Annotated in this window: 11 protein-coding genes and 1 tRNA gene; 4 read left to right on the plus strand and 8 right to left on the minus strand. The window is 74.2% G+C overall.

Annotation, left to right across the window (positions count from 1 at the left end; translation table 11 throughout):
• Positions 1–6: 6 nt before the first annotated feature.
• The 4 genes from thrC to argS form a co-directional block, all read right to left on the minus strand.
• A complete protein-coding gene (thrC, locus tag OOT42_RS15010; RefSeq protein WP_273651979.1) occupies positions 7–1098 on the minus strand; it encodes a threonine synthase in 1092 nt (363 codons plus the stop codon).
• Positions 1098–2456, minus strand: a complete 1359-nt coding sequence (locus OOT42_RS15015; RefSeq protein WP_273651980.1) for a homoserine dehydrogenase — start codon at positions 2454–2456, stop codon at positions 1098–1100. Before OOT42_RS15015 ends, thrC begins: the two co-directional genes overlap by 1 nt.
• A gap of 249 nt (positions 2457–2705) precedes the next feature.
• Positions 2706–4142, minus strand: a complete 1437-nt coding sequence (gene lysA, locus OOT42_RS15020) for a diaminopimelate decarboxylase (RefSeq protein WP_273651981.1) — start codon at positions 4140–4142, stop codon at positions 2706–2708.
• Positions 4139–5818, minus strand: a complete 1680-nt coding sequence (argS, locus tag OOT42_RS15025) for an arginine--tRNA ligase (RefSeq protein ID WP_273651982.1) — start codon at positions 5816–5818, stop codon at positions 4139–4141. Before argS ends, lysA begins: the two co-directional genes overlap by 4 nt.
• Before the next feature lie 162 nt (positions 5819–5980).
• Here argS and OOT42_RS15030 point away from each other — a divergent pair, with 162 nt between their 5' ends.
• The 3 genes from OOT42_RS15030 (at position 5981) to OOT42_RS15040 (ending at position 7310) form a co-directional block, all read left to right on the plus strand.
• Positions 5981–6634: a FadR/GntR family transcriptional regulator gene (locus OOT42_RS15030; protein ID WP_273651983.1), complete on the plus strand. Its 654-nt coding sequence runs from the start codon at positions 5981–5983 to the stop codon at positions 6632–6634.
• A 53-nt stretch (positions 6635–6687) separates the two neighbouring features.
• Positions 6688–6760 (plus strand) — tRNA-Arg (locus tag OOT42_RS15035).
• A gap of 139 nt (positions 6761–6899) precedes the next feature.
• Positions 6900–7310 carry a hypothetical protein gene (locus OOT42_RS15040; RefSeq protein WP_273651984.1) on the plus strand — a complete coding sequence of 137 codons (411 nt, stop codon included), beginning with the start codon at positions 6900–6902 and terminating at the stop codon, positions 7308–7310.
• Positions 7311–7415: 105 nt separating this feature from the next.
• Here OOT42_RS15040 and OOT42_RS15045 read toward each other — a convergent pair whose 3' ends face one another.
• From OOT42_RS15045 to OOT42_RS15055, 3 genes are all read right to left on the minus strand, one after another.
• Entirely contained in the window at positions 7416–8159 is a 744-nt protein-coding gene (locus OOT42_RS15045) for an SDR family oxidoreductase (RefSeq protein ID WP_273651985.1), read from the minus strand.
• Positions 8160–8235: 76 nt separating this feature from the next.
• Positions 8236–8919, minus strand: coding sequence for a TetR/AcrR family transcriptional regulator (locus OOT42_RS15050; RefSeq protein ID WP_273651986.1), 684 nt, complete (start codon positions 8917–8919; stop codon positions 8236–8238).
• A gap of 142 nt (positions 8920–9061) precedes the next feature.
• Entirely contained in the window at positions 9062–9703 is a 642-nt protein-coding gene (locus tag OOT42_RS15055) for an NADPH-dependent F420 reductase (protein ID WP_273651987.1), read from the minus strand.
• Positions 9704–9993: 290 nt separating this feature from the next.
• Between OOT42_RS15055 and bglS the strand changes: the two genes are divergently transcribed.
• Positions 9994–10776 carry a beta-glucanase gene (gene bglS / locus OOT42_RS15060; protein WP_273651988.1) on the plus strand — a complete coding sequence of 261 codons (783 nt, stop codon included), beginning with the start codon at positions 9994–9996 and terminating at the stop codon, positions 10774–10776.
• Positions 10777–11079: 303 nt separating this feature from the next.
• Here the strand turns inward: bglS and OOT42_RS15065 are convergent, their stop codons facing one another.
• Positions 11080–12084, minus strand: coding sequence for a LacI family DNA-binding transcriptional regulator (locus tag OOT42_RS15065; RefSeq protein ID WP_273651989.1), 1005 nt, complete (start codon positions 12082–12084; stop codon positions 11080–11082).
• Positions 12085–12105 lie beyond the last annotated feature (21 nt).

Consider the following 12105-nt stretch of genomic DNA (forward strand, 5'->3'; position numbering starts at 1 on the left):
GCGGCCTCAGTCCAGGCCGAGCGCGGCGGCGATCGACACCACGTCCGCGGAGACGCGCACGGGCTCGACGTCGTGGCCCTCGGGGGTCTTGAGCGCCCACTGCGGGTCCTTGAGCCCGTGGCCCGTCACCGTGATCGCGATGCGCGCACCCGCGGGCACGCGGCCCTGCTCGGCGAGCATGAGCAGCCCCGCCACGCCGGCGGCCGACGCGGGCTCGACGAACACGCCGACCTCGGCGGACAGCACGCGGTGCGCGGCGAGGATCTGCGCGTCCGTCACGGCCTCGATGAGACCGCCCGACACGTCGCGCGCGTCCTCCGCCTGCTGCCACGACGCGGGGTTGCCGATGCGGATCGCGGTCGCGATCGTCTCCGGCTGGTCGACCGGGTGGCCCTGGACGATCGGCGCGGCGCCCGCGGCCTGGAAGCCCCACATGACCGGTGTCCGGGTCGCGACGGCGCCGTGCTCCTCGCCCGCGTCGAGGCCCGCGTACTCGCGGTAGCCCTTCCAGTACGCGGTGATGTTGCCGGCGTTGCCGACGGGCAGGACGTGGATGTCGGGCGCGTCGCCCAGCGCGTCGACGATCTCGAACGCGCCCGTCTTCTGGCCCTCGATGCGGTCCGGGTTCACGGAGTTCACGAGGTCGACCGGGTACACCTCGGCGAGCTTGCGCGCGGCGACGAGGCAGTCGTCGAAGTTGCCGTCGACCTGCAGCAGCCGCGCGCCGTGCGCGATCGCCTGCGACAGCTTGCCCATCGCGATCTTGCCGTCCGGCACGAGCACCGCGCAGAGCATGCCCGCACGGGTCGCGTACGCCGCGGCCGACGCCGACGTGTTGCCCGTCGATGCGCACACGACCGCCTTCGCGCCCCGCGCCGCCGACGCGGAGATCGCGGTCGTCATGCCGCGGTCCTTGAAGGAGCCCGTCGGGTTCATGCCCTCGAACTTCACGTACACGTCCGCGCCCGAGCGCTCCGACAGCGCCGGCGCTGGGATCAGCGGCGTGCCGCCCTCCCCCAGCGTGACGACCTTCTCCTGGACGTGCGCGGGCAGGCGGTCGGCGTACTCGGCGATCACGCCGCGCCACTGGTGGGCCATCAGGCTCCTTCGACTCGCAGGACGGACACGATGCTGCGGACCACGTCGAGGCCGGCGACGGCGTCGACGGTGGCCTGCAGGGCAGCGTCGGGGGCGGTGTGCGTCGTGATGACGAGGTGCGCGACCGCGCTCGTCGGGTCCCCGTCGCGCGCGGGCGTCTGGCGCACCGCTTCGATCGACACGTCGTGCGACGCGAGGACCGCGGCCACCTGCGCGAGCACGCCGGGCCGGTCGGCGACCTCGAGGCGTACCTGGTAGCGCGTGCGGGCCGCCGCGGCGGGCAGCACCGGGAACGCCGCGTACGACGACTCGACCGGGCCCTTGCCGCCGAGGACGCGGTGCCGCGCGACCGACACGACGTCGCCCAGGACCGCCGACGCGGTGGGGACACCGCCCGCGCCGCGGCCGTAGAACATGAGCTCGCCCGCGGCCTCGGCCTCGACGAACACCGCGTTGAACGCGCCGCGCACGCCCGCGAGCGGGTGCTCCGCGGGCAGCAGCGCGGGGTGCACCCGGACCTGGACGCCGGACGTGCCGTCGGCGGTCTCCCCGCGCTCGGCGATCGCGAGCAGCTTGATGACGTGACCCGTGCGCGCCGCCCACTCGACGTCCTGCGCGGTGACCGCGGTGATGCCCTCGCGGTGCACGTCGTCGAGCGCGACGCGCGTGTGGAACGCCAGGGACGCGAGGATCGCGGCCTTCGCGGCGGCGTCGTAGCCCTCGACGTCGGCCGTCGGGTCGGCCTCCGCGTAGCCGAGCGCCTGCGCCTCCTTGACCGCCTGGTCGAGGTCGAGGCCCTCGGTCGTCATGCGGTCGAGCACGTAGTTGGTCGTGCCGTTGACGATGCCGAGCACGCGACGCACGTGGTCGCCCGCGAGCGACTCGCGCACCGGGCGGACGATCGGGATGGCGCCCGCGACGGCCGCCTCGAAGTAGAGGTCGGTGCCGGCGGCGTCGACGGCGGCGTAGAGCGTCGGGCCGTCCTGCGCGAGCAGCGCCTTGTTCGCGGTGACGACGGACGCGCCGTGCTCGATCGCGTGCAGCAGCAGGCTCCGCGCGGGCTCGATGCCGCCCATGACCTCGACGACGACGTCGGCCTTCTCGACGAGCGACGTGCCGTCGGCGGTGAGCAGCGTGCGGTCGACGACGGGGTCGCGCTCCGCGTCGACGTCGCGCACCGCGACCCCGACGAGCTCCAGCCGGGCGCCGACCCGTGCGGCCAGGTCGTCGGCCTGCGTGGTGAGGAGCCGGACGACCTCCGTGCCGACGACGCCGCAGCCGAGGACGGCGACGCGCAGGGACGGACGGGGGTCGGACGGCAGGACCACGGGGACGGCCTCTCGGTCGGTGGGTGTCACCCCGCGCCGCGTCCGCGGGCCGTGACCGGCACCGGGGTCGGGCGGTGACGCGGCCCAGGATAGAGCCGCGCCCGCACCGGGCGGGACGCCGTCCAGCGGCCGACCTGCGGGCCGTCAGCTCGGGCGGCGCGCGTCGGCTCACCGCGCGAGCGCTCGACCCGGTCCTGAGTACCGGTGACGGCGTCCTTGCGGTCACGAGCCCCGGGTCGGGCGCGGGCCGGCACGGCAGGGCGCGCGGCGGAGCGCGGGTCAGGCGTCGGTGTCGAGGGACAGGAGGTCGGCGACCGTCTCGCGGCGGACGAGCACGCGCGACGCGCCGTCGGCGACCGCGACCACCGGCGGGCGCGTCAGCAGGTTGTAGTTCGACGCCATCGAGCGCCCGTAGGCCCCCGTCGCGGCGACCGCGAGCAGGTCGCCCGCGCGCACGTCGCCCGGCAGGAGCACCTCGTGCACCACGATGTCGCCGCTCTCGCAGTGCTTCCCAACGACGCGGGCCAGCGCGCGCTCGGCCGTGGACAGCCGCCCGACGACCTCCGCGTGGTACCGCGCGCCGTACAGCGCGGGGCGGATGTTGTCGCTCATGCCGCCGTCGACGGACACGTACAGCCGCGTCAGGCCCTCGTCGACGCGCACGGGCTTGACGGTCCCGACGGTGTAGAGCGTGAGCCCCGCCGGCCCGACGATCGCGCGGCCCGGCTCGATCGAGAACCGCGGCACGTCCGTGCCGACCTCGGCAGCGCTGTCGGCGACCGACGCGGCGATCTCCTTGGCGATGCGGTCGGGGTCGAGCGCGACCTCGCCGGGCAGGTAGGCGATGCCGTACCCGCCGCCGAGGTCGACCTCCGCGACGAGCACGCCCGTGCGCCGCGCGAGCCGGGCGCGAAGCGCGAGCACGGACTTCGCGGCCACCGCGAACCCCGACGGGTCGAGGATCTGCGAGCCGATGTGCGAGTGGATGCCGAGCAGCCGCAGCTCCGGGCGGGCGAGCACCGCGAGCAGCGCGGTCATCGCGGGGCTGTCGTCGTCGGCGTCGGCGACCGTGTCCGCGGTCCCCTGGGTCGGTGCCAGCGACAGGCCGAACTTCTGGTCCTCGTGCGCGGTCGAGATGTACTCGTGGCCGCCGGCGTGCACGCCGGTCGTGACGCGCACCATCACGGGTGCCGGCTCGCCGCCGCGCGCCGCGACGAGGTCCGCCAGGCGCTCGATCTCGACGAGCGAGTCGACGATGATCCGGCCGACGCCCGCGTCGAGCGCCGTCGTGAGCTCGTCGTCCGACTTGTTGTTGCCGTGCAGGCCGATGTCGGCGCCCGGGACGCCTGCGCGCAGCGCGACCGCGAGCTCGCCGCCCGACGCGGTGTCGACGCGCAGGCCCTCCTCGTGCACCCAGCGCGCGACCGCGACCGACAGGAATGCCTTGCCCGCGTAGTAGACGTCGACCTCCGCGCCGACCTGCGCGAACGCCTCGGTGAACGCGCGGCGGTAGGTCCGCGCACGCGTGCGCAGGTCCTGCTCGTCGAGGACGTAGGCCGGGGTGCCGTGCTCCGCGGCAAGGTCCCGGACGTCGACGCCCGCGACGCGCACGGCACCGTCGTCGCCGCGGGCGACGCCCGTCGACCACGGCTCGCCGGGGACGACCGTCGCGGCGTCGTGCAGGTGCGCGGACGGCTGCGGGGCCGCCCCGGTCACATCCGCTCCGGCGCGCTCACGCCCAGCAGGCCCAGGCCGTTCGCGAGCACCTGACGCGTCGCGTCGTTGAGCCACAGCCGCGTGCGGTGCACGTCCGTGACCTCCTCGTCGCCCCACGGCGTGACCCGGCGCTGGTCGTACCACTTGTGGTACGACCCGGCGAGCTCCTCCAGGTAGCGCGCCACGCGGTGCGGCTCGCGCAGCTCGGCGGCCTGGTTGATCACCCGCGGCAGCTCGGCCAGGCGCCCCAGCAGCACCGACTCCGACTCGTGGTCGAGCAGCGACGCGTCGAAGCCGTCCTCCTTGCGCACCCCCGCGTCGGCGGCGTTCCGGCCGACGTTGACGGTGCGCGCATGCGCGTACTGCACGTAGTAGACGGGGTTCTCGTTCTTCGCCGACGCCAGCAGGTCGAGGTCGAGGTCGATGGTCGAGTCCGCCGACGAGCGCGCGAGCGAGTACCGCGCGGCGTCCACGCCGACCGCGTCGACGAGGTCCTCGATCGTCAGGACCGTGCCCGCGCGCTTCGACATGCGCACCGGCTCGCCGTCCTTCACCAGGTTGACCATCTGCCCGATGAGGATCTCGAGGTTGACGTGCGGGGTGTCGCCGAACGCCGCGCACACGGCCATCATCCGGCCGATGTACCCGTGGTGGTCGGCGCCGAGCATGATGACGACGCGGTCGAAGCCGCGCTCGCGCTTGTCCAGGTAGTACGCGATGTCGCCCGAGATGTAGGCGCCCTCGCCGTCGGACTTGATGACGACGCGGTCCTTGTCGTCGCCGAAGTCGGTCGTGCGCAGCCAGACGGCACCGTCCTGCTCGAACACGTGGCCGCTCTCGCGGAGCCGCTCGACGGCCCGCTCGACGGCGCCCGACTCGTGCAGCGTGTCCTCGTGGAAGTACACGTCGAAGTCGACGCCGAAGTCGTGCAGCGACTGCTTGATCTCGGCGAACATCAGGTCGACGCCGCGCGCGCGGAACGCCTCCGTCGCCTCGTCGCGCGGCAGCGTGCGCGGGTCCGTCTCACCTGCCGCGAGCGCGTCCGCGACGACCTGCTCCGCGATGTCCGTGATGTAGGAGCCGCCGTAGCCGTCCTCGGGGGCGTCCTCGCCCAGGGCGCGCGCGACCAGCGAGCGCGCGAAGCGGTCGATCTGCGCGCCGTGGTCGTTGAAGTAGTACTCGCGGGTCACGTCAGCACCCGCCGCCTCGAGAACGCGCGCGAGGCTGTCGCCGACGGCCGCCCAGCGGACGCCGCCGATGTGCAGCGGACCCGTCGGGTTCGCCGACACGAACTCCAGGTTGATCCGCACGCCCGCGAGCGCGTCGCCGCGCCCGTACTCGACGCCCTGCTCGACGATCGAGCGCGCGAGCTCGCCCGCCGCGGCCGCGTCGAGACGGATGTTGAGGAACCCGGGCCCGGCGACCTCGACCGACGCGACGCCGGGGGTCTCGCCGAGCCGACGGGCCAGCTCCTCGGCGAACGCGCGCGGGTTCGTGCCGGCCTTCTTCGCGAGCTGCATCGCGACGTTCGTCGCCCAGTCGCCGTGCTCGCGCTGCCGCGGTCGCTCCAGGTGCACGGTCGCGGGGATCGCGGCCGGGTCGAGGGCGAACGTGCCGTCGTCGACGGCGTGCACGAGAGCGGCCCGGAGGGCCTCGGAGAGCTGGGCGGGAGTCACGCGTCAAGGGTAGGGGAACGCGGTCGACGCCCGGTCCGCGACACCGGTCGTCGGACGGGCGCCGCGCCGGGCGGCGACACGGCGCGCCGACCAGCCGAAACGGTGGCGCAGGGGCACCCGTCGGTGTTGACTGCGCCCATGCACGGACAGGCGACCTGACGCATGGCGCGACGTCCCGGACTCATCGACACCGCCGTCGACGCGCTCCGCAGCCGCATCACCTCGGGCGAGTGGCCCGTCGGCTCGCGCATCCCTCCCGAACCCGCCCTCGTCGACCTCCTCGGGGTCGGCCGCAACACCGTCCGCGAGGCCGTGCAGTCGCTCGTGCACGCCGGGCTGCTGGAGCGTCGGCAGGGATCGGGCACGTACGTCCTGTCCACCTCGGAGCTCGCCGTCACGATGGGGCGGCACATCGCCGACGCCCGCCAGCGCGACGTCGTCGAGGTGCGCCGCGCGCTGGAGGTGGAGGCCGCCCGCCTCGCCGCGCGTCGCCGCACCGCGACCGACGCGTCCGCGCTGCTCGACGCGCGCGACGCCCGTGCGGCGGCCTACCAGGCCGGTGACCTCGACAAGATGGTCGTGACCGACCTCGACCTGCACCGCACGATCGTGCGGACCGCCGCGAACCCCGTGCTGGTCTCGCTGTACGAGAACCTGCTCGACGCGATCGGCGAGAACATCCGGTTCAACTTCGTGAGCGACACCCACGGCGGCGACGCGCACGACGGGCTGGTCGAGGCGATCGTCGCGGGCGACGACGGCCGCGCCGTCGCGGAGACGTCCGGGTACCTGTCCGCGTTTCTCGGCGAGGCGTGACGGGCTGATACGCTGACGCTCGCTTCCGGCCCGCACGTCAGCGTGCGCGCCATGCGCCCGTAGCTCAGTGGATAGAGCGTCTGCCTCCGGAGCAGAAGGTCGTAGGTTCGAATCCTATCGGGCGCACGTCAGAAGGCCGCAGTCCTCACGGGCTGCGGCCTTCGTCGTCTCTCCTCTCGCCCGACGCTCTGGCCCGACGGCGGGCGGGCGCAGACGTCGGCAGAAAGGGCGACTGCGGGTCGCGCCGCTCTGTACGCTGCCAAACGTGAACGCTGAGCCCGTTCCGCACGGCGCGACCGGTGGTCAGCCCGAACCCGCCCTGCTCCTGATCGGCGACATCGTCGTGAGCGAGCACTGGGTCCGATCGCCCACGGGCGTCGTTCCGCTCGCCGGGACGACCTGGATCGCCGTCGACCGGACCTACCTGGTCCGCAAGACGGCGACGTGGGGCATCATCTGCGCCGTCGTGCTGTTCTTCGTGATCTTCGTGCTCAGCCTTCTCTTCCTGCTAGCGAAGGAAGACGAGCCGATGGGGTTTGTCGAGGTGACCGTGCGGTCGGGCGACTTCGCGCACACCGTCACGCTCCCGGCGACGACACCGGCTGGTACCAGGGCGTTCGCGGATGTGCAGTACGCGCAGCAGCTCGCGTGGCGCGCGGGGCAGTCGGCACGCTGAGCTCCACCGGCCACAACGGTCCGGACGCGCCCACGGCGACCAGAACCCTCCAGACAGGGTTCAACCCTTCGCGTGCCTGACCATGTGCGCGGAGACCATCTCCCGTCAGGCGAGGCCGCCGTTGGTGAAGAGCGTCTGGCCGTTGACCCAGCGGGCCGGCCCGGCGAGGAACGCGACCGTCTCGGCGATGTCCACGGGCCGGCCGAGGCGCTCGAGCGGCGCGGCCTGCGCGAGCCGCTCGATCGTCTGGTCGTCCTTGCCGTCGAGGAACAGCGGGGTCGCGGTCGGGCCGGGTGCGACGGTGTTGACCGTGACGTCCTTGCCGCGGAGCTCGCGCGCGAGGACGAGCGTGAGGCCCTCGACGGCGGCCTTGGTCGCGACGTACGGGCCGTAGGTGGGGAGCTGGGTCCGGGTCACCGACGTCGAGAACAGGACGATCGCGCCGCCGCCGCGGACGCGACGGGCGGCCTGCTGCGCGACGACGAACGTGCCGCGCAGGTTGGTGCGCACGAGGCGGTCGAAGTCGTCGAGCCCGTAGTCGACGACCGGGCCGAGCACCATGACGCCGGCGGTGTGGACGACGACGTCGAGGCCGCCGAAGGTCGACTCGACCTCGTCGAACGCGGCGGTCATCGCGACCTCGTCGGCGACGTCGCCGCCCACGGCGATCGCCTGGCCGCCGGTGGACGTGATCTTCGTGACCAGGTCGTCGGCCTTCGCGCGGTTGCCGGCGTAGTGCACGGCCACCGCGTGGCCGTCGGCGGCGAGGCGCTGCGCGACGGCCGCGCCGATGCCGCCGGAGCCGCCGGTGACGAGCGCGACGCGGGTGGTGGGGGTGCTGGTGGGCATGGGTGTCTCCTCGGTGGTCGGGTGTGCGGCGCGCCGTGTCGGCGCGCGGGAGAGCGGTCAGTGCCGTCGCGCGCCGTCAGTCCGCGGCGAGGGGCGTCTGGAGGCGTCCGAGCCACTCGTCGAGCAGCGCCGCCTCCCCCGCGCTGAAGCGCTCGGTCTCGCGCAGGTGCGCGCGCAGCGTGGTCGCCGCGACGGCCGGGGCGTCGTCGGCCGGTCCGGCGTCCGTGAGGATCGCGCGCTCGACGGCCTGCCGGGTGAGCGTCGAGATCGCCGGGTCCGGGTAGGACCCGGGCCGCAGGAGCAGCCCGAGGGCGACGCCGCTGTTGGCGGCCATGACGACGCGCGCGGCGTCGTCGGGAGGGAGGCGGAGGCGGCCCTGGGCGGCGAGCCGGTCGAGGACGCCGCGCAGCAGCCCCATCGCCTCGGCGGGGGCCTCGGGCGCGGTGGTCAGGGTCGTGCCGAACACCAGGCGGTAGGCGTGGGGGTGGGCGAGCGCGAACGCGGTGTGCGCCTCCCACCCGCGGCGCAGGTCGTCGAGGGGGTCCGCCGACGGTGTCGCGGCGCGCTTCATCGTCAGGTACTCGTCCCACACCTGGTCGACGACCGCGGCCATGAGCCCGTCCTTGTCGCCGAAGAGCCGGTAGAGGACCGGTTGCCCCACACCGGCCGCCTCGCACACCGCCCGGGTCGAGACGGTGCCGTCGGGCGACGCGGCGAGGAGCTCGGCCGCCTTCTCGAGTACCAGTGCTCGCGTATCCACATAACGACGATAACAGCATCACCGTATCGGCGCTACGCCCTCCGCCGACGTCTCCGCTGCTCGCCGGAACCGGCCGGAGACAGCGGCGCACCCGGTGCGGCGCGGTCCGAGGGCCACGCCGCACCGGGTGCGTCGCGTGGCGTCAGATCGTCCGCGGTGCCCGCGCGAGGTTCTCGACGAGCTGCGCCCGGTTCTGCCGGACGACGTAGGCGGGGCGGTCGCGCTCCACGCGCCACGACTCGCTCAGCGGCGACACGTCGACCGTGTCGAAGCCCAGCGCGTCGTACAGGGCCGTGACGTGCTCGACGGCCTCGGGGTGGTCGCTCGACGTCGCGAGCGCGCGGCGCTCGTCGCTCCCCGCCGGGTGGCCGTCGGCCGTGATGTCCGCGGCCCCGATGTGGTTGAACGCCTTGACGACCTTCGAGGCGGGCAGGCGCTCCTGCAGGAGGCCCGAGGTGGTCTTCTCGCCGCGGTCCAGGGCCTCGATGTGCCCGTCGCGCTCGTAGTAGTAGTTGTTGGTGTCGAGCACGACCTTGCCCGCGAGCGGCTCGACCGGGAGGTCGGTGATGGCCTTCAGGGGCACGGTCACGACCGCGACGTCCGCGGCGGCCGCTGCCTCGTGCGCGGTCGCGGCGCGCGCCCGCGGGCCGAGCTCCGCGACGAGGGCGTCGAGCGTCTCCGGGCCCCGCGAGTTGGCGATGACGACGTCGTGCCCGAGCCCGATGACGGCGCGGGCGACCTGGCTGCCGATGTTGCCGGCGCCGATGATTCCGTAGGTGGTCATGCTCGGTGTCAACCGGCGTCGCGTGCGGGCATTCCCCGCAGGCCCTGACGTCCGCGGGTCGGTCGCCGTCGGCCGCCCGGCGCCGCCGACGACGACACCCGGAGAGCGGTTGACGCCGGTGACCCCAGGCGCGCACCATGGCCAACTGGAAGCGGTTCCAGTCCGCGACCGGGCGGCGTGCGGCCGCCCCTCTCCAGGCGCCCGGCCCGCACCGGCGCGGGCCGACCCCGCGGTCCGTCCGGGCGACCCGACCCGCGGCAGCGCAGCCGCGGCCGTTCTCAGGAGCACGCATGCGATCACCGTCGACGCACCGCCTGTCCCCCGCACGCCGCTGGACGATCGTCGGAGCCGTCCTCGTCGGCCTCGCCGCCGCACCGTCCCTCGCCACCCCCGCGTCCGCCGCCGTCGGTGGCTCGTTCCACGACGACCTGAGCTGGTTCGACACCGGTCGCTGGCACAAGGCGGACGGCTGGACGAACGGCGGGATGTTCAACGCCGGATGGCGCGCGGACCACGTGTGGAACAACGGCGGTGTCATGGGGCTCAACCTCGACACCGCGTCGTGCCCGAGCGGCTGCTCCGGGCGGCCGTACGCCGCGGGCGAGGTCCGGTCGAACGACCTCTACTCCTACGGGCGGTTCGAGGTCAGGATGAAGGCCGCCCCCGGGTCCGGCACGGTCACGTCGTTCTTCACCTACACCGGCCCCTCCGACGGTCAGCCGTGGGACGAGATCGACGTCGAGATCCTCGGCAAGAACACGCGCCAGATGCAGACCAACTACTTCACGAACGGCGTCGGCGGGCACGAGAAGGTGATCGACCTCGGCTTCGACGCCGCCGCGGGCTACCACACGTACGCGATCGAGTGGTGGAACCGCGGGACCATCAACTGGTTCGTCGACGGGCGCCTCGTCCACCAGGAGAACGGGTCCCGCGGCCCGCTCCCCACGCACCCGCAGCGCGTCATGATGAACTTCTGGCCCGGGACCGGCGTCGACAACTGGCTCGGCCCGTTCCGGTACGGCGGTCAGCGCACCGCGACGTACGACTGGGTGCGCTACACGCGGTACTGAGCGCACGGACGCACGAGGGGCCGGGCCACGGGTGCCCCCGCGACCCGGCCCCTCGTCCCGCTCGGACGCCGGCACGCGTCCGGCCGGATGGCCGCACCACCCTCGCCGCCTGACGGTCGACGGCTCGGCGGCCGTGGACGACCGCCTCGTGGGACCGGTGCGGGCGACGACGGACGCGTGCGGACGCATGACGCGCGGAGGCGTCGGACCGCGTGCGGACGCCGTCGGCTGCACCTCGGACTGGAAGCGTTTCCAGTCCGAGTGTCCTCATCGTGGTGCGCCCACGTCGGGCACGTCAAGAGCTCAGGCGGACGGGGCCGACCCGCGCACCACGAGCGTCGTCGGCAGCAGGACCGGCTCCACGTCGCGGCCCTCGATGACCTGCACCAGGGCGGCCGCGAGCTCGGCGCCGAAGCGTCGGATCGGCTGGCGGACCGTCGTCAGCGGCGGGTCGGTCTGCTGGGCCACCGGAAGGTCGTCGAACCCGACGACCGCCACGTCGCCCGGGACGGAGCGGCCTCGCGCCCGCAGCGTCCGGAGCGCACCCGCGGCCATGTTGTCGGAGCCGGCGACGACGCCGTCGAGGTCGGGTGCACGCTCGAGCAGCCGCTCCATCGCCCGCGCACCCGACTCGGCGGTGAAGTCGCCCACCTCGACGACGGGCTCGACGCCACCCGCACGCAGCGCGGCCTCGGCGCCGCGCCGCCGGTCGACGGGCGCCCGCAGGTCCTCGCCGCCCGTGATGATCGCGACCCGCCGGCGACCGGTCGCGAGCAGGTGCTCGGCCGCACGACGGCCCCCCTCCTCGTTGTCGACGTCGACCCACACCCCCGGGTCGCCGTGGAGCGGGCGACCGCCGAGGACCACCGGGCTGTCCGCGGCCCGCGCGGTCGCGAGCAGCGGGTCGGCGCCCCGCGGCGCCATGAGCATGAGGCCGTCCGTGCGCCGCGACTGCAGCGCACGCTCCAGACGCGCACGCCCGCGGTCGGACGCCGCGAGCAGCAGCGTGAGGTCGAGGTCCGCCTCCTCCAGGACGCCCGCGACGCCGACGATCACCTCGACGTAGAACGGGTCGGCCACCAGCGCGGGGTCGTCGCCCGAGACGGCGAGGACCACGGCACCCGCGCGGTTCGTCGCGAGCGCACGGGCCGTCGCGTTCGGCACGAAACCGAGCTCCGCGACCGCCCGGGCCACGGCGGCGCGCTTCGCGGGCGAGACGTTCGGCTCGCCGTTCACCGCCCGCGACGCGACCGTCCGCGAGACACCGGCGTGCCGCGCCAGGTCGTCGAGCGTCGGACGACGGCCCACGACCCCTCCTCGTCGACGGCG

Origin of the sequence: Cellulomonas fimi, assembly GCF_028583725.1 — a bacterium.
In the GTDB taxonomy this organism is placed as follows: Bacteria; Actinomycetota; Actinomycetes; order Actinomycetales; family Cellulomonadaceae; genus Cellulomonas; species Cellulomonas fimi_B.

Coding starts and splice junctions, on each gene's coding strand:
- OOT42_RS15030 (WP_273651983.1), top strand. CDS start 5,981: ATGGCGCGACGTCCCGGACTCATCGACACCGCCGTCGACGCGCTCCGC.
- OOT42_RS15055 (WP_273651987.1), bottom strand. CDS start 9,703: ATGACCACCTACGGAATCATCGGCGCCGGCAACATCGGCAGCCAGGTC.
- bglS (WP_273651988.1), top strand. CDS start 9,994: ATGCGATCACCGTCGACGCACCGCCTGTCCCCCGCACGCCGCTGGACG.
- OOT42_RS15045 (WP_273651985.1), bottom strand. CDS start 8,159: ATGCCCACCAGCACCCCCACCACCCGCGTCGCGCTCGTCACCGGCGGC.
- thrC (WP_273651979.1), bottom strand. CDS start 1,098: ATGGCCCACCAGTGGCGCGGCGTGATCGCCGAGTACGCCGACCGCCTG.